Source organism: Hyphomicrobium sp. (assembly GCF_041674905.1).
In the GTDB taxonomy this organism is placed as follows: domain Bacteria; phylum Pseudomonadota; class Alphaproteobacteria; order Rhizobiales; family Hyphomicrobiaceae; genus Hyphomicrobium_B.
The window spans coordinates 22,502-42,974 of record NZ_JBAYUV010000032.1 but is presented as its reverse complement, the minus strand read 5'-3'; the positions used below and the strand labels follow the sequence as shown (position 1 = coordinate 42,974).

Sequence of the window (20,473 nt, the reverse complement as noted above, 5' to 3'; positions counted from 1 at the left end):
TGGTGGCCGCGCCCATCTGCATGGCAGCAGCTAACGCCATGCAGGACGCCGACATCAGCATCGATGTGCTAACGAGTCTTTTCATGCCAATTTAACCTCGCGTTTCCAATCCCAGCTATTGTTCTGGTACGACGGGCGCGTGGCGAGAGACGGGAACCCGCCGCCACAACATCCGTCCTTTAGTCCGAGGGAAATATGGGCAACTCGACCGCCCATCTTGCCGCTCTTCGTAGGCGTACCGCGCGCTCGGATTACTGGTGCTCCGATGACTTCGCGTTCAGCACGGGCCGGACCGTAACAACGTAACTAGCGGTGGTCTTCAGTGTGATCGGCAAATAGCGCCGGGAAGATTCGGCAAAGAACGCTGCAGAGGTTGTCCTGGAAGTTGGGCGTTGTCTCTGTCATAGGTCGCTTGCAAGACGGCGATCACATCGGGTGTTCTGCGGCTTTGCAACTTGCGAGAGCAATGAAATCTGGAAATTTCTGGCTTCTGTGTGGGTGCGCCCTGCTTTTCGTGGGATGCACCGATGACAACCAAAAAAATCAGCACACTGATCAACGCTCGGGATTGACGCGAGCGCAAGCACAGCCGAGTTGGCTCGATGCGATGTCGGAAATCGAGCCTGCCTCGTGGCTCATTGCGCGTGAGGCAAACGCCGGCAGGGCTCTGAAGGCGGAGGATGCAGCCAAGATCAGGCAATCGATCGCAACGGCGGCGAAGGTATTCCAAGAAGACCCTCGTATGATTGCGAACAGGGCCGTCCAGCTCGAAGCGATGCTCGATCCGACCGATGGCCGCGAAACTGCGGTGGGGCTGATCGCCGTGCTGACGGATGTTGTCCGCGAGCCGGGAAAGGTCGAAGGCTTTGGCGCCATCGGCCAACAATATTACAATCTGCGCAAGACGGGACTGAGCGAGCGCGATGCGCTCAACGATCTCTCGCGGCGCTATGGATCGCGCGGCTAGCCTGATGTTGGATCGCTTCGTTCGCAATGTTTCAGGTGTTGCTTGGTTCGGTCGTTCCATCCGGCACCAGGTCTTGCTCGCAATCTCGCTCATGCTTTTGATTGCGACCGTTGCCGCCGGCACGATTGCGGTCGTCAACGGGCGCAATGCCGCGAACGTCGAGATCGAGGCCTCGATGGATTTCGCGGAGGGGCTCTTGCGCGAACTCGTCCGGCGCATCACGGCCGAGAACCAGCTTGGAAACCTCGATTATCTCGTGTCGCGGGAAGTCGAGCACATGCGCCACGCGCGCATCTATGTGCAGGACGCGGGCACGCCGCCGAAGCTGCTGCGCTCGGCGGCGTCGTCCGACGATGGGCCATCTCCGTTAGGTGAAACGCCAGACTGGTTCGAGCGCCTGATGATGCCCAAGGGCGGTGAGGACCACACGCGCGTGATCCCTGTACCGAACAGCGAGCGGCAGATCATTCTCAAGGGCGATCCCGATGATGAGATCGCGGAGAAATGGCAGCAGCTCTCGTCCCTCGCGATCGTTGCTTCGATCTCGATGCTTCTTCTCGTTGGAGCATTTTATTTTGTGCTCGGCTGGATACTGACGCCGCTTCAGGCGCTGGCGCGCGGCCTCGTGGCGCTCGAAGCCGGCGAAAGTGCGCGCCGCCTTGAAATTCCGCGAGTCGTCGAAATCGCCGACATTTCACTGAAATTCAATTCGCTCGCCGCGTCTCTCGATCAGACGCGAGCGGAAAATGGCGAGCTTTACAAGCAGATTCAGTCCGTCCAGGAAGACGAACGGCGCGAAATCGCGCGCGAGCTTCATGACGAAGCCGGTCCTTGTCTCTTCGGCATCACGGCGAGCGCGGAGTCGATCAACAGGATTTCAGGAAAGCTCGATGACGAGTCGGCGCGACGCATAACAACGCGGACGGATGAGATCCTGTCGATCGCCGATCGCCTGAAGGCGATGAACCGCGCGCTACTCAAGAGATTGCATCCGGTCTCGATCGGCAAGGTGCCGCTGCCTGCATTGATCAAGGATCTCATCAACGATTTCGATCGTCGTCACCCGGAAATCCACATCATTGCGGACATGGGCGCTTTTGTTCGGGCCTATGGAGAGAAAGTCGATCTGACCGTCTACCGGGCGACGCAGGAAGCTCTGACGAATGCTGTTCGCCACGCGCAGGCCGATAACATCACGATTGAACTGCGCGAGGAAGCCGCCCGCGCGGGTTCGGGTGATCTGGTTCCCGGTATCCTGATCAGCTTGCGCGTGAGCGACGACGGCATCGGCCTCAAACCCGGGGCGCGCGCTGGGTTCGGGCTCTCCGCGATGCGGGAGCGCGTTCTTTCTGCCGGCGGCACGCTCGCTGTCGAGGCGCGCAACCCTCGCGGCACGGCCATCTCGATCAAAATTCCCGCGCGGCCGAGCGAAGCTGACCATCTGCACGTACGAGAAGCTCCACGGATAACATCATGACAAAAATTCTTGTGATCGACGACCATCCTGTCGTGCTGCAGGGATGCCGCCGCGTACTGGAGGATGCGGGCATCGAAAACATCATGCTGGCGTCGAATTTGATCGACGGCTTCCGCGCCTATCGGAACGATAAGCCGGATGTGATTATTATCGATCTTGCGATCAAGAAGGGCGTTCTTGTAGGCCTCACATTCATTCGGCGTTTGCGTGTGCATGACAAGCATACGCCCATCCTCGTGCTGACGATGCATGAAGATCCGATGATCGCTAGCCAGTCGCTGCGCCTTGGCGCCAACGGTTACATTTTGAAGGACACATCCTCCGTCGATATCATTAAGGCGCTGCAGGCGGTGCGTCAGGGCAGGCCGTTCCTCAGCCATACCGTGGCATCCGCAATTGCCGTCATGGAGACCAAGGGCCGTAGCAATCCTTTGAGTGGCATGACGCTTCGAGAGCTGCAGACCTTGGAGCTGATCGCGCAAGGTAAGCAATATGCGGCGATCGCCGAGGAACTGCACGTCAGCTACAAGACGATCGCCAACACATGCTCGCAAATTAAAGCCAAGCTTGGAGTGAAATCCCTGCCGGAGCTGATGCGCATCGCGATCGATCACCTCCCGGAGATGGCGGGACAAAGACCGAAGTGACAGGCGCCGAGCTGTTCGGGAACTTTTGGCAACAAAGTGTGCCGTGACTTGGACATCGCTTTCGGGCGATTCATAGACCTCTTGCAATTCGAACCTTTGGTGCTGAACCTATGCGTATCATTCTCGCTGCCAGCCTCCTTTTCATATCCGGTCCGGCATTCGCCGACGTCAGCTGCAAAGGACAAGTCGATGCGGCGTTCGCGAAACTGCGCGAAGCCGGTAAGTTTCGACTGGAAACGACAATCAAGAACAAGGACGGAACGCTGAAAATGCAGGCAGACTATGTGCTGCCCGACCGCATGCACCAGACTGTGACTCTCGGCGGCGAAGGTGCTGCGATGGAGATGATCGTCGTCGGCAAGAAGGCTTGGTCCAACCAGGGCGGCGGCTGGGCTGAATTGCCGGAGGCGTTCGCGCAGACGGTCGCGAACCAGATCAAGGACACGGTCTCTGACGCTCCGAAGGTATCAACGGACTACAAGTGCGTCGGCGACAAGGAATTCGAGGGTAAGACCTACACGCTCTACCAAGGTGTTCTGTCGATGCCTCTCGCTGCCGATGCAAAGGACAAGGGTCCGCGCGTGACCTCGCTGAGTGCCCCCAATCTACAAAACGTCTACGTCGATAAGGAAACGGGCGTTCCCGCGCGCAACATCGTGACGCCCGTGACCGATCCAGAAAGCCGCGTGTTCGATGGCAAGTTCACGATCGTCAAGGAGTTGAGTATCGAGCCGCCGAAAGTGGTTCTGCCGAACTGACTTGCTCGCGAGCCTGCCGCATTTGGCCCGCCAAACGCGGGCCAAATGCGAGATTGATAGGTCCCGCTATTTTGCTGCGGCCGCATCGTCGGCCGCACAATCCTTGCCGAGATATTTCCCGTCAACGATGACGCCAAGGTGGGAAACGCCATCCTGAGGCGGATCGAAGGTTATTTTCGTAACGGCTCGATACCACGTGCTGAAATCGCCCGTGAGCAACGTGCTGATTTTTTGACGGCTGTTTCCTGCGGGGCACGTGACGTTGACGAATGTTTCATTCGCAATTGTTTTGACGTCGACGGGGCCGCAGTTTTTTGCATTTTCGCCGAGAACGACATCGTCGGTCGCGGTAATGCAGGTTTTTACCGTCCGCATTCCCATTGAATCCGACACTGTCGTAAGCTGCCATTGGCCCGGCGTTCTTAACGGAACGTCGGCGGCCCAAGCGTGACCACAAACGCCGCTCAACGCTGAGGCGCACATATAAATTACGCCGGAAATCCGGTACGTCATGACGTGTTTTCCTCGGGAAAATATCGTTCCTTTATTCCGATACTTCGCACTCGTTTAGCTCGAGACGTCAAATTATTTATCCGTCATTCTTCGGATACTGAATGAAGTTATTGGGCGTATTGCCAACTGTCCCGCATGAAATTGCAAAACGTGCCATTGCGAAAATGTTGAAATAAGGCGCCGCTAGCGGTGTTGCCGAGGGAAGAGCGTCAAGCTCGACCGAACGGGACGCAATAAAATAATATTGGGAGAAGACGCATGACGAGAGCCATATTCGCGACTGCTGCAATTCTTCTGTTTTCCGGTGCAGCGTATGCTGACGATTGGGCCAGCAAGTTCAAGCAGCTCGACACGGACGGGAACGGATCGATCAGCCGCACCGAGTGGGAAGCCAACGTTGGCAGCCTGAAACTCGATCCGGCTCCAACCTTCACTGCGATGGATCAGGACGTGAATAACAGCGTCGATACGGACGAATGGGCCACCGCTGAGAAAATGGCAAAGGCCTTCCCCACCGCGTGCAAGTCCTCCAAGGAATCTTGGTGTCCGAAGCAGTACTGAGTTTTGGGTAGTTGAACGTCGTCCGAAACTCGGAGGCAACTTTCGGGTTTCGGACTTGCCTTACGGGTCAGCGGCGCTCGCTAGAAGCGTCGTGTCGCGCTGAAGACCTCTGATGGACTTGGACGCCGAGGCTGATACCAGCGTCGGTCCGCCTCCCCAACGTGCCGCCGTCGATCACACGTCGATCCTATGACGGAAGCGCGGTTTGACGTGCTGCCGATTGGCCCGAAGCAAAGCACGTTCTCACGTGAGACAATCGACCTTCGCTAAGTCAGCTGTGCGACAAGGACTAGCCCAGACTGGCGATCACGATAGCGCACCTAGGGAACGCATGTTCGGCGCTCAGGCGAAATTCGAACGTGGTCAGATAAGCGAAGGCGCGAAAGCCGGTACGGCGGCCTCTAGAATCCGCAGGGATCAAGCTCGGCGGCCCCGCGAGAAATGTCGGATATAAATGTAATTCCTTCGTGCCAACCGCTGATCGTCCCGCTTCAAAGTGACGATAGCGCAGCGTCAGGTTTGCTCGGCCATCCGCGGACGTTGCAATGATGCGTTACGGAAGGCCCCCACAACTAAATTGCCACAAAGGGAAGTTTTCTGCGGACTATCAAGGGCGTCACTTCTATAAACGGCCATGACAAGTCTTCCTTGCTTTCCCGGAGCATGGCAGGGAGATTTGCACGGCTAACCAGTCACATTTCCCATGCCATCTGGACTCCTCTCGACGACTGCGCGACGCCGAAGATTGGTGCTGCCGGTTTAAGATTTTTCGCAAATTCTTCAGCAATCAAGCGTCTTGCGACTATTGTGATACGACCAAAGGTAGACAAATGATCCAATGGAAGGCTGTCGGCGAGTATGTTGAACCCAATTGGGTGAAGCTTGGAACAGACCTACCGCCAATTCTATTCTGGCGTCCGGTGAAAGGCGCAGTTCTCGGCTTCCTGCGAGACGGTGAGCTTTTTGACTCGAAGTGGATCTACGTCTGCGATGCCAACAAAGTATCGCACTTCTCGGCCGTGAATATCCCGGAGACATCCTCATAAAGTGAGGATGCGGACTAAGAGCAAAACGCATCGGAAGCCCACAAGCGCTGATACCCGCTCCGCTTCATGTGCTTTCGCGCTCTAAACACTCTACCTAAATTATAGATTGGCGCGCATGGCGCCTTGGACACCAGACACCATCTTTGTTGAAAGGTTTTGCGGCTTGCGGCTTGTGGCCCGCGGCGGGTCTCCCTGGCGAACAGTTTGACTGTTCTGCTCCACGGATAAGCGTACCGCTATGCGGACAACCTTATGGCCGGGGCTTCTATGAAGCTTCCCCGGAGTCGTATTGTTAAACCTTGATTTGTCGAGGTTTTTTGACTTTAGGGATGGTGCCCAGAAGAGGACTCGAACCTCCACGCCTTGTGAGCGCTGCTACCTGAAAGCAGTGCGTCTACCAATTCCGCCATCTGGGCCTGCGGTGTCACGTAGATTGTGTGCGCGCGGAAGTCAATTGCGCCGGGCGGTCGCCCCACGGCGCGACGCAAATTCTCAGCTTGAACTTGATCCGTCGGCTTCCCAGAGCCGCTTCTCCCCGGTAGACCGTCAACCGGCGCAGTCTGCGCCGAAATCGAGGTGAGACATGGCGGCAACCGGCAAATTTGCGACGGTCTTCGGGGGATCCGGGTTCGTCGGACGTCAAATCGTCTGGAGTTTGGCGCGCCGGGATTACAGGGTTCGCGCCGCCGTCCGCAGACCTGATCTCGCGGGCTATCTGCAACCCATGGGCGTCGTCGGGCAGGTCCATGCCGTGCAGGCCAATTTGCGGTTTGTTGACTCGGTCGTGCGCGCTGTCGAAGGCGCCGAAACCGTCGTCAATTCCGTCGGCATCCTGGCGCCGTCGGGAGCCCAGACGTTCCACGAGGTTCACGTCGAAGGCGCCCGCCGCATCGCCAAAGCGGCGCGGGAAGCCGGCGCGAAGCGGCTTGTCCACATCTCCGCGATCGGTGCGAATAAGGACTCGAATTCTAGGTACGCGGTAAGCAAGGCCGAGGGTGAAGCGGCCGTGCTCGCGGAATTTCCGTCCGCGATCATTCTCCGTCCGTCGATCGTATTCGGTCCGGAAGATCAATTCTTCAATCGGTTCGCGGCGCTCGCGCGCGTGAGCCCGATTCTACCGCTGGTCGGTGGTGGGCGAACGAAGTTTCAGCCGGTCTTTTCTGGTGACGTTGGAGAAGCCGTTGCGAATGCCGTGACGGGCGAGGGCAAGCCCGGCGCGGTTTACGAACTCGGCGGACCTCAGGTCGTGACGTTCCGGGACATTCTCGAAGCGACGCTGCGTTACGCCGGACGCCGGAAAGTCCTGCTGCCGGTGCCGTTCTGGATGATGCGGCTTCAGGCGCTGCTGACGTGGCCGCTGCCCAACGCAGTGCGCCCGATCACCGTCGACCAATTGCGGCTTCTGAAGCTCGACAACGTCGTGTCGGATGCAGCAAAAAGCGAAGATCGGACCATCGCGTCGCTCGGCGTTCCGCAACCAGCTTCGATTGAGGCGATTGTTCCTCAGTATCTGGAGCGGTTCAATCCCAAGGGCCAGTACGCGAGCTATCGCGTCTAAGCGCCGCTTGAAATGCATCGAGCCGCCCGTCGCCGCGCGGCTCATAATGCAAAGCCTATTCGCCGATCACCCGTTTAGTTCAGCGGCGCGATGGCCAGTTCATCCTCGTGCGCATGCCCGATAGCCGCCTGCAGCGTGTCCGTGAGTGCGATCGGCGTCCCGTCGGCGGCATGCAGAGAAAACAGCGGAATGCCCTTCGGCAAGCCTTCGATCTGCGGGAACATGTTCAAGGCCTCGTCGGAGGTCAGCGTCTTGATGTACGCGACCTCGCCGCCGCCGAGCCGAGCAAGTTCCAGCTCGGTCATTACGGGCGCTACAACATGGTCAACTGTGGCTCTTACGGTGGTCTTGTTATTCATGACGCTCTTCCTCCAGGTGTCGAGGTCGGGCTCCAATCGCATATCCGGAAACGTCTGCCGTTCGTCTCAGGCTGGCCGGATAGCTCGTGTCCTCCGATCCTCCGACGATTCGGTCGCCGGGGCTGTGACGAGAAAGACTCTCTACGATCGGGTTTTGATCCGCTGAGGCGATCCGATCTCTATTCGTCTAACGAGTCTTTCCGGCTCCAACCGTTGCAAATCGATCGCCAAAAGGCCGTTTGCCAGATCCGCGCTCTTAACTTCGATGCCGTCGGCGAGGACGAACGTTCGCGAAAACTGCCGCGCCGCGATCCCGCGGTACAAGTACTCTCGCGCTTTGTCGTCCTGCTGCTTGCCGCGAATTGAAAGCTGTTTGTCCTCGAGTGTGATCTCGAGATCTTCGCGGCCAAAGCCGGCGACAGCGAGCGTGATCCTGAGCAGCCCGGCATCGTCGCCGTTCTGAGCAATCCGCTCGATGTTGTAAGGCGGGTAACCGTCGCCGCCACCCTTGGCGGCGCGATCGATCAGGCGTTCGATTTCCTCAAAGCCGAGCAAAAGCGGATTCGAGAGCGTAGCCATGCGTGTCATGCGAAGGCCCTTTTGTAAGCGACCATCCTCGGAGCGCCGGTTCCGGCCGCCCCGTCCGGCCACCAGCATTGCTGCCTGGAGACCGTTTCTATGAAGATATGGGAGTGGCTCGCCGGTCTTCAAGCGGCAGGCACAACTATCTGAGAGCGCTTGAACAATAGGCCGGTTGGCGGGGCGTCTTTGCCATAGTCCCGCCCGGCTGCGGAGGCATCAAGACCGCTGTTCATATGGACCGTCACCAAGGGGTTTTCGATGGCCGCGATGAAGCAACGTACCGTGATACGAACTGCACTTCTGATGCTCGCCATGATGATGGCCGTGCCGGGCCAGCCTTCGGTTGCCGCCGAAGCCGACAAGTCTGTCGATGCCGACGTCAACCTCACGCCGCAAGAGCTGGTCGAGAAGGAAGCTCGCAAGGCGTGCAAGGTCGACATCTGCAAAGCTCTGCATTCGAAGGGCGCTTCCGGCGACGTTGCCTGTCACGTCATTAAGAGCTGGCGCAAGGAACAGCTCGTCAAGCTTGTCGGTAAGCTGAAGGTCACCTGGCCTTACGACGGCGCGCAATGCTCGATGGATCTCAGCGTCAAGCGTGATGACCTCGCCCGCGCCATCACCGAGCCGAAGGTTGAAATCGAATTTCAAAAGCACACGGTCACGTGCACAATCGCGAGCGAGAAAAAAGGTGCGACCGACTTCAAGTTCGATCTGACGCCGAAGGTCACATTCGAGAATGGTAAGGCGACGAAGGCGCACGCGAACTGGGGTAAGATCGAGGCGCCCACACTGATCAAGAGTGCGATGTGGACGGCGACCGCCGCCGACAACACCGTCAATCTGCTTTCCAGCACGATCGTCACCGAAGTTAACGACTTTGTGTCTCGTCGTTGCGATGAAGTGAAGGATCAGTGGGCAGTGCAGCATTAGCGCGCGAAATCGCTGCGCAAATTGAACCGTTATATTGTTATCAGCCGCGCTTATGATGCCGTAACATAAATGCGATTGGAATTTATTGAATATTGCAATTAGACAAGGCGCCGTAGTGAAGCTTTGCACTGACACTCTTGGAGGAACCCATGAAGACGTGGTCGAAGCCTGAAGTACGCGAGCAGGAAGTTGGTCTTGAAGTAACCAGCTATCTTCCGGCTGAAATTGACGTCATCTGAATTCGGATGGTGTTGACCTAACGGTCGAACATTAAGCGGTGGCCGATATTTCGGTCACCGCTTTTGTTTTGCCGATCGGATTTTTCAATGCGTTATCCCGCAGTGTCAATTGCGACGCGCTTTTCTTCAAGCTCAAGCCATTGCGTCTCGGCGTTTTCGAGTTGGCGCTGAGCGCTCGCGAGGCCCGCGTTTGCTTTCTCGAACGCGGCACGATCCCGCGCATAAAGTTCGGAGTCGGCGAGTTTTGCCGAAAGCGTTTTGATGTTCGCCTCGAGCTTGGCGATTTCATCCGGCAAGACAGAAAGCGCGTGCTTTTCCTTATACGATAGCTTGGCTTTTGCTGCGCTCGTTGTGGCTGCCGGAAGGTCGTCGGACGATTTGCGCGCCGCTGCGGAACTTTCCGCCTTTGGCGATTTTTTCAGATCGTCGCCCTTGCGCTGGGCGAGCATGTCCGAATATCCGCCCGCGTATTCCGTCCATTGCCCGTCGCCAGTCGGCGCGAGAACGCTCGTCACGATGCGGTCGAGAAAATCCCGGTCATGGCTGACGAGCAGCAGCGTGCCCGGGTAATCCGACAATAATTCCTGCAGCAGATCGAGCGTTTCGAGATCGAGATCGTTCGTCGGCTCGTCGAGGACGAGAACATTCGACGGCTTCGCAAGCGCGCGTGCGAGCATGAGCCGGGCGCGCTCGCCGCCCGACAGAACCCGGATCGGCGACAACCGTTGCTCCGGCAGAAACAGAAAGTCCTTCATGTAGCTTGCGACGTGGCGCGCCTTGCCGTTGATGACGACCTGATCGCTGCGACCGCCCGTCAGCGCATCCGAAACTGTCCAGTTCGGATCGAGTTCATCGCGCCTTTGATCCAACGCGACGATCTCGAGATTGGCGCCGTGCCGGATCGTGCCGCTGTCCGGTGCAAGCTGGCCGGTCAAAAGCTTGATGAGCGTCGTCTTGCCCGCGCCGTTCGGCCCGACGATGCCGAGCCTGTCGCCGCGCATGACGCGCAGGCTGAGGTCCGACACGATCGCAGGCCCGTCATAATTTTTCGAGACGCCGGACATTTCAACCACGAGTTTTCCGGAGAGATTGCCCTCCGCGGCATCCAAGCGTACCGCGCCGACCACATGGCGCTGGTCCCGGACGTCCTGGCGCATTGCTCTCAGTTCGCGCACACGCCGGACATTGCGTTTGCGGCGTCCCGTAACCCCGCCGTGCATCCACTGATCTTCGCGCACGATCTTGCGGTCGAGCTTATGGCGTTCGATTTCTTCTTCTTCCAGAACCTTGTCGCGCCAGTCCTCGAACGCCGCGAAGCCCTGCTCCAGACGGCGCGTCTTGCCGCGATCGAGCCAGACGGTGGCGCGCGACAGCGTTTCGAGAAAGCGGCGGTCGTGGCTGATGAGAAGCAGCGCCGACCGGCTCGCCTGCAACGTCTTTTCCAGCCATTCGATGGCAGTGAGATCGAGATGGTTTGTCGGCTCGTCGAGCAGCAGGACGTCGGGTTTTGCGACCAGCACGCGCGCCAGCGCGGCGCGCCGGGCTTCGCCGCCTGACAAGCGTTCCGGGTCATCATCGCCTGAAAGACCAAGGTCGCCCATCAGATATTCGGCGGAATAGGGATCGTCGGTCGGCCCGAGGCCGGCTTCGACGTAGGCGCGAACCGTGTCGAAGCCATCGAAATCGGCTTCCTGCGGCAAATAGCGGATGCTGGCGCTGGGGTGCGCGAAACGCTCGCCGTGATCCGGTGTCACGAGGCCGGCCGCAATTTTCAGCAGCGTTGATTTGCCGGAGCCATTACGCCCGACCAGACAGATGCGGTCGCCAGGCGCGGCCGTCAGCTCCGCGCCTTCGAGCAACGGCGTGCCGCCGAAGGTCAGATGAATATCTTTGAGCGTCAAAAGAGGAGGTGCCATGTGGCCACCTCGTAGCGGTCGCGGACGAGGCAATCAACTGCGACCGAACGGAAGCGATAAAAGATGGTGCCGATCAGCAGCAGCGGCTGATCTTGCCGCCGTTTTCGCCATACCGGCTCGCCTGGCGCTCGCGAAAGAACTCTTCGTAGGTCATCACGGGGTCGCCGGGATGGACTTGCCGCCGGTGCGCGACATAGGCCTCGTAATCCGGGACGCCGACCATCAGACGCGCGGTCCGGGCGAGCGTGTCGCGGAGGAGGCAAAACAAGGATGTGTCAGGCTTCCGCATCGTTCACTCCGCCGCCACGAAGCCGGCTTCCTGGGCCGAGACGTTCGGGTTCGCGAGCGCCCTGGAAATGGCAGCCAAGGCAAACCCGATCATCGCGATGACGAGCGCGATCAGCAAAGCCGTCAGCGTCGCGTTGATATAATCATTGAAGACGATGCGGTTCATGTCGGCCATCGATTTTGCCGGAGCCAGCAGCTGGCCGGAATTCGTGGCGGTGCCGAACTTCTCCGCATGCGCCAGAAATCCGATCGCTGGGTTGTCGCTAAAAATCTTTTGCCAGCCCGCCGTCAGCGTGCAGATCGCGACCCACGTTGCGGGCACGATCGTCACCCAGGCATAGCGCTCACGTTTCATTTTAAAGAGAACGACGGTGCACAGGATCAGCGCGATGCAGGCCAGCATCTGGTTGGCGATGCCGAACAGCGGCCACAGCGTATTGATGCCGCCGAGCGGATCGACGACGCCCTGATAGAGAAAATAACCCCAGCCCGCGACCGCTATGGTCGTCGCAACCACGTTCGCGGTCCATGAGCGCGTGTCGCGAAACACCGGCGTGAACGTGCCGATCAGGTCTTGAATCATGAAACGTGCGACGCGCGTTCCCGCGTCGATGGTCGTCAGGATGAACAACGCCTCGAACAGAATGGCGAAGTGATACCAGAAAGCCATCATCGCTTTGCCGCCGATGGCGCTGGAAAGGATTTCCGCCATGCCGACGGCGAGCGTCGGAGCGCCGCCCGTGCGCGATAGGATCGTGCTTTCGCCGACGTCCGCCGCCGCTTGCCGCAGCATGTCGGGTGTCACGGCGAAGCCCCAGCCAGAAATCGCGGCCGCCGCGGTTTCAGGCGTCGTTCCGATGATGGCGGCAGGGCTGTTCAGCGCGAAGTAAAGGCCGGGCTCCAGCGTCGTCGCGGCGACGAGCGCCATGATCGCGACGAAGCTTTCCATCAGCATCGCGCCGTAGCCGATGAAGCGCGCGTTCGTTTCGTTGTCGAGCATCTTCGGCGTCGTGCCCGACGAGACGAGAGCATGAAACCCGGAAACCGCGCCGCACGCGATGGTGATGAACAGGAACGGAAACAGATTGCCCGCGAAGACCGGACCGGTGCCGTCGACGAATTTCGTCACAGCAGGCATCTTGAGGTCCGGCAGCACGAAGAAGATGCCGAGCGCGAGCCCGACGATCGTGCCGATTTTCAGAAACGTCGAGAGATAGTCGCGCGGCGCGAGCAGCGTCCAGACCGGCAGCACGGAGGCGACGAAACCGTAGGCGATCAGCATCATCGAAAGCTGCTCGCCGGAATAATCGAACATGGGGCCGAGCACGGGGTCTTCCGCCACGTGGCGGCCGTAGATGAGCGAGGCCATCAGCAGCGCGAAGCCGATCAGCGACATCTCGCCGATCCGGCCGGGGCGGATGTAGCGGCCGTAGACGCCCATCAGGACGCCGATCGGGATCGTCATGATCACCGTAAAAGTCGCCCACGGGCTTTGCTTCAGCGCCTTGACGACGACGAGCGCCAGCACAGCGAGCAGAATGACCATGATCAGCAGCACGCCGATCATCGCGACGGTGCCCGCCAGCGCGCCAAGCTCGGAGCGGATCATGTCGCCCATCGAGCGGCCGTCGCGGCGCGTCGAAGCCCACAGCACGATGAAATCCTGCACGGCGCCTGCGAACACGACGCCGACGATCAGCCACAGCGTTCCGGGCAGGTAACCCATCTGCGCCGCGAGCACGGGGCCGACGAGGGGACCGGCACCGGCGATGGCCGCGAAGTGGTGGCCAAATAGAACGGTGCGATCCGTCGGGCAGTAATCGAGCCCGTCATTGAATCGCTGGGCGGGCGTCGCGCGAGTGGGATCAAGACGCACGACGCGGTCGGCGATGAAGAGCGCATAGAAACGATAGGCGAGGAGATATGAGCAGACCGCCGCGAGGACGAGCCACACCGCGTTGATCGTCTCTCCGCGCGATAACGCAACAATGCCGAGTGACAGCGCGCCGAGGATCGCGACGCCCGTCCAGGCGAATTTCGCTCGAATGTCGATCATCGCTTTTGGTCCCCGGTGCACGTGTTTTTGTTGGCGCGGATCGGCTGCGCAATTCCGTCGCGGCGGAGACTATCTAAAAAGCGCGCGCCGGTCAGCCACCTGACGATAGCGCCTTCGTTTACGTTCTTTTTTAGCAGCTTGGTAACTGCGGCCGATCGAGAAGCAGGGATGGCCAGAAAACCTATCACGCTTGAGAACTATCATCGGCAAGGCCGGGAAGCTGCAGCTCGACGCAACAGAACATCGCTTGGATTGGCGAAGACACGCTTCGCCTTGCCTGCACTAAATTCTTATCTCGCCAGTCGCTGGATCGCATGGGGGCTGATGGTCGGAACTCTGCTCGGTCTCGCATCCACGTCGCCTTGGGCGTCGACGTCCGCTGTTCTCCACGCACTCGCCAGGAGAAATTGTGCAAGCGCAAGCGAGTTGGGCCTAGCGCCGGCTCGGCGTGGGGAGCTTGGGTACTGGGAGAGTAACGACAGGGATGGTGACGGCATCGCCTGTGAAGCTTGGCCGCGTCGGCACCATTGATCTCTGACTAAAATCGCAATGTGTGTATGAGGTAGCGCAGGGAAGGGAGCGTATCTCGCGTCCGCCTGCGTCGCTTTAAGCGACTTCGGCGCGACATCCTTCGCCCTTCAGCCTCCGGCTCGCCGAGCCGTAGCCCGCAGGGCGAAACGCGCAGGGTTGGCGGGCGGCCGCGCGCAAATTAAAAGTGGTGGAGCCAAGCGGGATCGAACCGCTGACCTCTTGCATGCCATGCAAGCGCTCTCCCAGCTGAGCTATGGCCCCAAACCTTCGGGAGCGTAGGAACGTGCTCGTCCGCTACGCAGAACCCGCCTGATAAGTCGTTCAGCGGGAAACATCAAGAACGTTTGTTTGGGTTAGGGCTCTTCGTCGCCTTCGCCCGCCGGGCCGCCGATGATGGTGGAAACATCGCCGCCCGCTTCCTCTTCTTCCTCGAGGAAGGTTTCATCGTCGTCACTGGCGCCCGTATCGTCGGTCTCGACGTCGGCGAGAGCCTCTTCGCCCTCGACGGCCGGCAACTCGCCCTCGTCATCCGATGGAACAGGCTTCTTGGCCTTCTTGGCAGCGAGGTCTCGCTGCTGCTCGGCCTGCAGCGCCGCGAGTGCCGTGGGCGACGAGGCGATCACGTATTTGCTGCCGCAGAACGGGCAGACAATCGGGCTTTGGTCGAGATCATAGAACCGCTCTTCGCAGCCCTGGCAGGTCCGCTTCGTCCCGCGCGCTTGCTTGGTCGCCATAAATCTAGCCTCGAAACTTAAAAAATATGAGGGAAGCCCTCTGCCATAGCCGGTGCGGGCTGTCAAAACGAAAAGGTGGAGATTGTCGTGCGTGCGTCAAGGACACCTTGACCGCGCGGGCGCAGTAGCGTTGACAGGGCGGCGCGGCGCGGGCCCATATCGCCTGCAATTCAAGCACCAGTTTTGCGCGCCGGTAGTCTCTTAGCCTGGATTTTCGATCTTGAAAGCCACGACTGCGAAGCCCCTTGCCGTGATGCGTGCGTCTCCCTTGCGGGGCCGCGTCCGGCTCCCTGGCGACAAATCGATCTCGCACAGGGCATTGATTTTCGGGGCGTTGGCGACCGGGACGACTCGCATTCGCGGCCTTCTCGAAGCGGAAGACGTCGTGAATACCGCCCGTGCCGTCTCGGCCTTGGGCGCGCGTGCTGAAAAGCATGGCGATGTCTGGGAGGTGAGGGGCCGCGGTCCCGGGGGGCTTCGCCAACCGACGGCGCCGCTCGATTTCGGCAATTCCGGAACCGGCGCGCGGTTGATGATGGGCGTCATCGCCGGACACCCGATCACGGTTCAGATGATGGGCGACGCGTCATTGTCGCGGCGGCCGATGCGGCGTGTGCTCGGGCCTCTGATGCAAATGGGGCTCGAGGTCGTCGAACCCGGTAAGGAAACGCTGCCTCTGACGCTGCGTGGCACCAGCGAGCTGATCCCGATCGTCTATCCGCTGCCGGTGCCGTCGGCGCAGGTGAAAAGCGCCGTTCTGCTTGCCGGCCTTCATGCGGCGGGCGAGACGACCGTCATCGAGCCCGAAGCGACGCGCGACCACACCGAGCGGATGCTGCGCCATTTCGGGGCAGACGTCCGGATCGTCGACAAGGAAGGCGGCCGCGCCATCACGGTCAGGGGCGATGCCGAGCTTTCCGGGCGCGACATCCTCGTGCCGGGAGACCCGTCGTCGGCCGCGTTCCTGGTGGCCGCCGCGCTGATCGTGCCGGGCTCCGATGTGACGATCGAAGGCGTGCTCGTCAATCCGACGCGCACGGGGCTGTACACGACGTTGCAGGAAATGGGCGGCGACGTCACGCTGCTGAACGAACGAGAAGAGGGCGGAGAGCCCATCGCCGACATCCGCGTTCGCGCGTCCGAGCTGAAGGGCGTCCGCGTGCCTGCCGAGCGCGCGCCGTCAATGATCGATGAATATCCAGTCCTCGCGGCGATTTCAGCGTTCGCGAAGGGCCCGACGCAAATGGACGGCCTCGCCGAGCTCAAAGTCAAAGAGAGCGACCGTTTGCAGGCGACGGCGACGGGCCTTGAAGTCAACGGTGTCACGGCGCGCATCGACGGCGATAGCCTGATCGTCGAAGGCAAGCAGCGCATGAAAGGCGGCGGCCGCGTCGCGACGCACCTCGATCATCGCATTGCGATGGCGTTTCTGACGGCGGGCCTCGCGAGCGAGAAGCCAATCGCCGTCGACGATACGACGATGATCGCGACGAGCTTCCCGGAATTCCGAGGCCTGATGGAGACGCTCGGCGCGACCTATCAAGAGGCGCCTGAGCAATGAACTCTCGCTTCGTCATCGCGATCGATGGGCCTGCGGCGTCCGGCAAGGGAACGGTTGCAAAACGACTCGCTGAGCATTTGGGCGTGCCATATCTCGACACGGGGCTTCTCTATCGTGCGGTTGCGCGCGACGTCGAGGCACGGGGCAGCCAGCTTGAAGACGCGGCGGTTGCGGTCATTGCCGCTCAGTCGATCGATGCGCGAACCTTGTGCGACCCAGCATTGCGCGGACCGCTTGCAGGCGATAAAGCCTCGATCATCGCGAAAATCCCGGCTGTCCGCGCAGCCCTGCTCGAGTATCAGCGCAACTTTGCACGCAGCGGCGCGCAAGGAGCGGTTTTGGACGGGCGCGATATCGGAACCGTCGTTTGTCCCGACGCCCATATCAAAATTTTCGTAACGGCATCGGACGAGGCGCGCGCGCAACGGCGCCACCTCGAGCATCAGGGACGCGGTGAGAATGTTGCCTACGAAGTCGTGCTCGAGGATTTGCGCCGGCGCGATGCGCGTGACCGCGATAGAAGCGTGGCGCCACTCGAAGCGGCAAGTGATGCGCTTCACCTCGATACGACCACACTTGATGCCGACGCCGCATTTGCGGCAGTCCTGGCGCTGGTCGCGACTCGATTAACACACTAGCCATACAAAAAAAGGCGCCCCAAAGGGCGCCTCTTCGTTATTTTCCGTTCTCTCGTTTGTACTGAGCGACATCCTCAGCGGTGACCTCACTGGATTTGCCCAGTGCTTTGATGCATTCCGCGGCGAGCTTATGGCGATGCTCGCGCATGCACGACTTGAGAGCAGGTGTGCCGACTTTGAAATTGCTGCAAAACGCAACATAGTCAGCGCTGCAAGCGTCTCTCACCACTTTGCTGACCGCGAACGCTGAGCCCGTTGAAAGCAAAAGCGTGAACGCCGCGAAAACCGCGACTTTCTGCATATCCGTCTCCCTGGAATGATACATGGCCCTTAACGCCGGCTCGGCGACCGTGGTTCCCCTCGATACGGAACCACTCTGCAGTGATTCAGATGCATTGCCAAATTACTTTGTGAAATGACGGCGATGAGTTTTATGCAAGGAAAGTCTGAAGGTTCGCGCGTGACAAAGTTTATGGAACACCGATGACATCGCCACTGCTCATCGAGCCGACGCCCGCGAGACTTCTTGCGCACCGTCCCTTCTCTCTTTTTCTCGGCGCTCGCACGTTCAGCGAATTTTCGACGCAAGTCGCGGTCGTGGCGCTCGGCTGGCATGTCTATGCATTGACGGGTAGCGCCTTCGATCTTGGCATGATCGGGCTCGTGCAGTTTTTGCCGATGGCTGTGCTCGTCTTTATCGCCGGACATGCGGCCGATCGCTTCAAGCGTCAGCACGTCGTGCGGTTGTGCCAGCTGGTCGAAGGCGTGACGGCGGCCTTCCTGGCATGGGGGACGGCGCGTGGCTGGTTGACGGTGCATCAGATTTTTGCGTCCGTCGCCGTCCTTGGCGTGGCTGCGGCGTTCGAAAGCCCGGCGGAAGCAGCGCTTTTGCCGAACGTTGCGCCGGAAGGCATGCTGCAGCGAGCGACGGCCCTTTCGACGGGCGCGTTCCAGGTGGCGATGATCAGCGGCCCGGCGGTCGGAGGATTTGCATACGCGATTTCGCCGGCGCTCCCCTTCGCCATGATGGCGGCGTTTTGGTCGGCCGCCGCGCTCATGAGCGGAGCCATTCGCGTGCGCGTGCTCGCGGCCGATAAAGAGCCGCCGACATGGAAGTCGCTGTTCGCGGGCGTGGCGTTCGTTCGCAGCAATCCGGCGATCCTCGGCACCATCTCGCTCGATCTGTTCGCGGTGCTACTCGGCGGCGCGACCGCATTGCTGCCGATTTACGCGCGCGACATTCTCCATACCGGACCGTGGGGGCTCGGCGTGCTGCGTGCCGCGCCCGCTATCGGCGCCTTGATGATGACGGCCTACATTGCACATCATTCGATCACGCGTCGGATCGGAATGCGGATGTTTCAGGCGGTCATCGTCTTCGGTGCGGCGACGGTGGTTTTTGCACTGTCGCGGTCCGTTCTGTTGTCGCTTGCCGCACTGGGCATAGCCGGAGCAGCGGATACGATCAGCGTCGTGATCCGCATCTCCCTGGTCCAGCTCGCGACTCCCGATGCCATGCGCGGACGCGTGGGCGCGGTGAACTATCTCTTTATCAACGCCTCGAACCAGCTCGGGGAATTCGAGAGCGGGATGGCGGCGGCGCTGTTTGGAGCGATGCCTGCCGCCGTGCTCGGCGGCATCGGGACGATTCTCGTCGCGCTGCTGTGGATGCGGCTATTTTCGTCCCTCCGCGACGTCGAACGGCTGGAATGAGTGAGAAGTGGCGTGCCAGTGGGTGACTTTTGCAACTCCCGTTGAGTGAACCACGTTCCATTAATCCGTCCAATGAATATAGGGGATACATCTGTTTCGCCCCTCTCTGATTAATGCCTAATCACCCCTTCGAGCCAAACGCCCTTGCCGGTTAAGCAGCGGCCGGGGCGACGGACCATTGGGGGTAGCCATGAAGCGCATGATCGCAGCCGTGATTGCGGCCTGTCTGGCTCCGGCAGCCGGTCTTTGCGAAGAGACCGACGACGATCTCAAGCGCTTCGAAAGATTTGCGACCTACGACTTCAAAACGCGCGAATGCGACGGCGACGATAAAGGCCGCTACCAGTATTCCTGCAAGAAGATCGAAACTGGCGACGTCAGCGGGTATCTCAACGCGGATACGTTCAAGAAAAGTGCGACTGGGAGATTTTTGGAAAAATACTGGGGCACGGGCGACCGCCTAAAATTCATAGGAATCGCTTGCGGTCGTGGCGACACCGAAGATGCCGCCAAAAAGGCGGCAACGTCCCGCGCGTATGAACTGGTGCGTCGCGCCGTCGAAGGTATGGAAACGAATGTTCTTGTGGGCGATTTTCAGCCGCTCGGATACCGGAAAGATGAAGAGCGCTATCGTTGCATTTCAACCCCGCGCGGGGAAAAAACAGCCAGCAGCGAAACGCCAGTCCCGGCGCCAGGCCCATCATCGGATAACGATGGCTCTTCCTACAGCGCCACTGCTGAAGCGGAGACGCTCGAACGGCAGCGGAGGGAGAGGGAGGAACGACAGCGTCTTGCCGCGGAGCGCGAACGGCAAAGCACGGTGCTCGTATTCGATGTCAAAAATCTCGACAAATATGCAGTTGAGCTGTCGTTTTTTTCCGACACCTACCGCAACCGGGTTTGGCCTGGTGGCTCGCAGATCTACTTGCTGAACGACAGCGGCGCGCACACCTACCGGCTCAACTGCCGGAAAGGTGAGAAGATCTGTTACGGAGCGTGGCGACGCGGCAATCCCGATTCCTGGTGGGGGGCAGGCTATGGCGGCCGCAAGGGCTGCACGAACTGCTGTCATATATGCGGTGGGTCGGCGTCCCATACGCTGATGGCGGGGGCCGAGACACCTTCGGGAGGCGGGTCAGGCGGCAACGCGGCTAACGCCTTTGCTGACATTCTGGGCGGAGTTGCTGCCGGTATAGGAGCCGCCAACGCCGCACGGCCACGATCGGCCCCAGTTTATCGGCCAGCACCGACGCCTACACCTCAAGGTGTAAACCGCCGACAGAGCACGATTTCTGGGGGGCGCTGACGCCGCCTCAACCCGTCGATGCCCCTTGCGTGCGGCTACCACCTTCGCTATATCCTCGCGCATTCGACGTCGCCGTCGGATTGGTCATGAGGA

At 60.0% G+C, this 20,473-nt stretch carries 22 protein-coding genes and 2 tRNA genes; 14 read left to right on the top strand and 10 right to left on the bottom strand.

What is annotated here, in order from left to right; genetic code table 11:
- Positions 1–568 precede the first annotated feature (568 nt).
- From WC026_RS12830 to WC026_RS12815, 4 genes are all read left to right on the top strand, one after another.
- The gene (locus WC026_RS12830; RefSeq protein WP_372711403.1) at positions 569–967 is read left to right on the top strand and encodes a hypothetical protein; all 399 of its coding nucleotides are present in this window, start codon (positions 569–571) and stop codon (positions 965–967) included.
- A 4-nt stretch (positions 968–971) separates the two neighbouring features.
- A complete protein-coding gene (locus tag WC026_RS12825) occupies positions 972–2,444 on the top strand; it encodes an ATP-binding protein (protein WP_372711402.1) in 1,473 nt (490 codons plus the stop codon).
- Positions 2,441–3,091, top strand: a complete 651-nt coding sequence (locus tag WC026_RS12820) for a response regulator (RefSeq protein ID WP_372711401.1) — start codon at positions 2,441–2,443, stop codon at positions 3,089–3,091. The genes WC026_RS12825 and WC026_RS12820 overlap by 4 nt, the downstream gene beginning before the upstream one ends.
- Positions 3,092–3,201: 110 nt before the next feature.
- On the top strand, positions 3,202–3,849 hold the full coding sequence (locus tag WC026_RS12815; RefSeq protein WP_372711400.1) for a hypothetical protein: 648 nt from the start codon (positions 3,202–3,204) through the stop codon (positions 3,847–3,849).
- Positions 3,850–3,915: 66 nt separating this feature from the next.
- Here WC026_RS12815 and WC026_RS12810 read toward each other — a convergent pair whose 3' ends face one another.
- A complete protein-coding gene (locus WC026_RS12810; protein ID WP_372711404.1) occupies positions 3,916–4,332 on the bottom strand; it encodes a DUF3617 domain-containing protein in 417 nt (138 codons plus the stop codon).
- A gap of 288 nt (positions 4,333–4,620) precedes the next feature.
- Between WC026_RS12810 and WC026_RS12805 the strand changes: the two genes are divergently transcribed.
- Both WC026_RS12805 and WC026_RS12800 read left to right on the top strand, forming a co-directional pair.
- The gene (locus WC026_RS12805; protein ID WP_372711399.1) at positions 4,621–4,923 is read left to right on the top strand and encodes a hypothetical protein; all 303 of its coding nucleotides are present in this window, start codon (positions 4,621–4,623) and stop codon (positions 4,921–4,923) included.
- An 830-nt stretch (positions 4,924–5,753) separates the two neighbouring features.
- Positions 5,754–5,969: a hypothetical protein gene (locus tag WC026_RS12800; RefSeq protein ID WP_372711398.1), complete on the top strand. Its 216-nt coding sequence runs from the start codon at positions 5,754–5,756 to the stop codon at positions 5,967–5,969.
- A gap of 330 nt (positions 5,970–6,299) precedes the next feature.
- Here the strand turns inward: WC026_RS12800 and WC026_RS12795 are convergent.
- Positions 6,300–6,385 (bottom strand) — tRNA-Leu (locus WC026_RS12795).
- A gap of 167 nt (positions 6,386–6,552) precedes the next feature.
- Here WC026_RS12795 and WC026_RS12790 point away from each other — a divergent pair.
- Entirely contained in the window at positions 6,553–7,527 is a 975-nt protein-coding gene (locus WC026_RS12790) for a complex I NDUFA9 subunit family protein (RefSeq protein ID WP_372711397.1), read from the top strand.
- A 74-nt stretch (positions 7,528–7,601) separates the two neighbouring features.
- Here the strand turns inward: WC026_RS12790 and WC026_RS12785 are convergent, their stop codons facing one another.
- Together WC026_RS12785 and WC026_RS12780 are read right to left on the bottom strand one after the other, a co-directional pair.
- Positions 7,602–7,886, bottom strand: coding sequence for a DUF1150 domain-containing protein (locus tag WC026_RS12785; protein ID WP_372711396.1), 285 nt, complete (start codon positions 7,884–7,886; stop codon positions 7,602–7,604).
- 141 nt (positions 7,887–8,027) lie between these two features.
- Positions 8,028–8,474, bottom strand: coding sequence for an Hsp20 family protein (locus WC026_RS12780; RefSeq protein ID WP_372711395.1), 447 nt, complete (start codon positions 8,472–8,474; stop codon positions 8,028–8,030).
- A 276-nt stretch (positions 8,475–8,750) separates the two neighbouring features.
- On the opposite strand from WC026_RS12780, the gene WC026_RS12775 reads away from it, so the two are divergent.
- On the top strand, positions 8,751–9,398 hold the full coding sequence (locus WC026_RS12775; RefSeq protein WP_372711394.1) for a hypothetical protein: 648 nt from the start codon (positions 8,751–8,753) through the stop codon (positions 9,396–9,398).
- 149 nt (positions 9,399–9,547) lie between these two features.
- Positions 9,548–9,637, top strand: coding sequence for a pyrroloquinoline quinone precursor peptide PqqA (pqqA, locus tag WC026_RS12770; RefSeq protein ID WP_015598624.1), 90 nt, complete (start codon positions 9,548–9,550; stop codon positions 9,635–9,637).
- Positions 9,638–9,729: 92 nt separating this feature from the next.
- On the opposite strand, the gene WC026_RS12765 is transcribed toward pqqA, so the two are convergent.
- The 3 genes from WC026_RS12765 to WC026_RS12755 all read right to left on the bottom strand — a co-directional run bounded on the left by WC026_RS12765 (position 9,730) and on the right by WC026_RS12755 (position 13,897).
- A complete protein-coding gene (locus tag WC026_RS12765) occupies positions 9,730–11,553 on the bottom strand; it encodes an ABC-F family ATP-binding cassette domain-containing protein (RefSeq protein ID WP_372711393.1) in 1,824 nt (607 codons plus the stop codon).
- A gap of 73 nt (positions 11,554–11,626) precedes the next feature.
- Positions 11,627–11,842 carry a YbdD/YjiX family protein gene (locus WC026_RS12760; protein ID WP_372711392.1) on the bottom strand — a complete coding sequence of 72 codons (216 nt, stop codon included), beginning with the start codon at positions 11,840–11,842 and terminating at the stop codon, positions 11,627–11,629.
- A 3-nt stretch (positions 11,843–11,845) separates the two neighbouring features.
- Positions 11,846–13,897, bottom strand: a complete 2,052-nt coding sequence (locus WC026_RS12755) for a carbon starvation CstA family protein (protein ID WP_372711391.1) — start codon at positions 13,895–13,897, stop codon at positions 11,846–11,848.
- 168 nt (positions 13,898–14,065) lie between these two features.
- Between WC026_RS12755 and WC026_RS12750 the strand changes: the two genes are divergently transcribed.
- Positions 14,066–14,428, top strand: coding sequence for an excalibur calcium-binding domain-containing protein (locus WC026_RS12750; RefSeq protein WP_372711390.1), 363 nt, complete (start codon positions 14,066–14,068; stop codon positions 14,426–14,428).
- Between the two features lie 185 nt (positions 14,429–14,613).
- Here the strand turns inward: WC026_RS12750 and WC026_RS12745 are convergent.
- Positions 14,614–14,689 (bottom strand) — tRNA-Ala (locus WC026_RS12745).
- Between the two features lie 92 nt (positions 14,690–14,781).
- On the bottom strand, positions 14,782–15,162 hold the full coding sequence (locus WC026_RS12740) for a TIGR02300 family protein (RefSeq protein ID WP_372711389.1): 381 nt from the start codon (positions 15,160–15,162) through the stop codon (positions 14,782–14,784).
- A 220-nt stretch (positions 15,163–15,382) separates the two neighbouring features.
- Between WC026_RS12740 and aroA the strand changes: the two genes are divergently transcribed.
- Together aroA and cmk are read left to right on the top strand one after the other, a co-directional pair.
- Complete coding sequence (gene aroA / locus WC026_RS12735) at positions 15,383–16,723, top strand: 3-phosphoshikimate 1-carboxyvinyltransferase (protein WP_372711388.1); 1,341 nt, start codon at positions 15,383–15,385, stop codon at positions 16,721–16,723.
- Positions 16,720–17,361, top strand: coding sequence for a (d)CMP kinase (cmk, locus tag WC026_RS12730; protein ID WP_372711387.1), 642 nt, complete (start codon positions 16,720–16,722; stop codon positions 17,359–17,361). The genes aroA and cmk overlap by 4 nt, the downstream gene beginning before the upstream one ends.
- A gap of 37 nt (positions 17,362–17,398) precedes the next feature.
- Here the strand turns inward: cmk and WC026_RS12725 are convergent, their stop codons facing one another.
- A complete protein-coding gene (locus tag WC026_RS12725; RefSeq protein WP_372711386.1) occupies positions 17,399–17,662 on the bottom strand; it encodes a hypothetical protein in 264 nt (87 codons plus the stop codon).
- A 182-nt stretch (positions 17,663–17,844) separates the two neighbouring features.
- On the opposite strand from WC026_RS12725, the gene WC026_RS12720 reads away from it, so the two are divergent.
- A complete protein-coding gene (locus WC026_RS12720) occupies positions 17,845–19,074 on the top strand; it encodes an MFS transporter (protein WP_372711385.1) in 1,230 nt (409 codons plus the stop codon).
- 190 nt (positions 19,075–19,264) lie between these two features.
- Positions 19,265–20,380 carry a hypothetical protein gene (locus tag WC026_RS12715; protein ID WP_372711384.1) on the top strand — a complete coding sequence of 372 codons (1,116 nt, stop codon included), beginning with the start codon at positions 19,265–19,267 and terminating at the stop codon, positions 20,378–20,380.
- Positions 20,381–20,473 lie beyond the last annotated feature (93 nt).

Coding starts and splice junctions, on each gene's coding strand:
- WC026_RS12825 (WP_372711402.1), top strand. CDS start 972: ATGTTGGATCGCTTCGTTCGCAATGTTTCAGGTGTTGCTTGGTTCGGT.
- WC026_RS12820 (WP_372711401.1), top strand. CDS start 2,441: ATGACAAAAATTCTTGTGATCGACGACCATCCTGTCGTGCTGCAGGGA.
- WC026_RS12815 (WP_372711400.1), top strand. CDS start 3,202: ATGCGTATCATTCTCGCTGCCAGCCTCCTTTTCATATCCGGTCCGGCA.
- WC026_RS12810 (WP_372711404.1), bottom strand. CDS start 4,332: ATGTGCGCCTCAGCGTTGAGCGGCGTTTGTGGTCACGCTTGGGCCGCC.
- WC026_RS12805 (WP_372711399.1), top strand. CDS start 4,621: ATGACGAGAGCCATATTCGCGACTGCTGCAATTCTTCTGTTTTCCGGT.
- WC026_RS12800 (WP_372711398.1), top strand. CDS start 5,754: ATGATCCAATGGAAGGCTGTCGGCGAGTATGTTGAACCCAATTGGGTG.
- WC026_RS12790 (WP_372711397.1), top strand. CDS start 6,553: ATGGCGGCAACCGGCAAATTTGCGACGGTCTTCGGGGGATCCGGGTTC.
- WC026_RS12785 (WP_372711396.1), bottom strand. CDS start 7,886: ATGAATAACAAGACCACCGTAAGAGCCACAGTTGACCATGTTGTAGCG.
- WC026_RS12780 (WP_372711395.1), bottom strand. CDS start 8,474: ATGACACGCATGGCTACGCTCTCGAATCCGCTTTTGCTCGGCTTTGAG.
- pqqA (WP_015598624.1), top strand. CDS start 9,548: ATGAAGACGTGGTCGAAGCCTGAAGTACGCGAGCAGGAAGTTGGTCTT.
- WC026_RS12765 (WP_372711393.1), bottom strand. CDS start 11,553: ATGGCACCTCCTCTTTTGACGCTCAAAGATATTCATCTGACCTTCGGC.
- WC026_RS12760 (WP_372711392.1), bottom strand. CDS start 11,842: ATGCGGAAGCCTGACACATCCTTGTTTTGCCTCCTCCGCGACACGCTC.
- WC026_RS12755 (WP_372711391.1), bottom strand. CDS start 13,897: ATGATCGACATTCGAGCGAAATTCGCCTGGACGGGCGTCGCGATCCTC.
- WC026_RS12750 (WP_372711390.1), top strand. CDS start 14,066: ATGGCCAGAAAACCTATCACGCTTGAGAACTATCATCGGCAAGGCCGG.
- WC026_RS12740 (WP_372711389.1), bottom strand. CDS start 15,162: ATGGCGACCAAGCAAGCGCGCGGGACGAAGCGGACCTGCCAGGGCTGC.
- cmk (WP_372711387.1), top strand. CDS start 16,720: ATGAACTCTCGCTTCGTCATCGCGATCGATGGGCCTGCGGCGTCCGGC.
- WC026_RS12725 (WP_372711386.1), bottom strand. CDS start 17,662: ATGCAGAAAGTCGCGGTTTTCGCGGCGTTCACGCTTTTGCTTTCAACG.
- WC026_RS12720 (WP_372711385.1), top strand. CDS start 17,845: ATGACATCGCCACTGCTCATCGAGCCGACGCCCGCGAGACTTCTTGCG.
- WC026_RS12715 (WP_372711384.1), top strand. CDS start 19,265: ATGAAGCGCATGATCGCAGCCGTGATTGCGGCCTGTCTGGCTCCGGCA.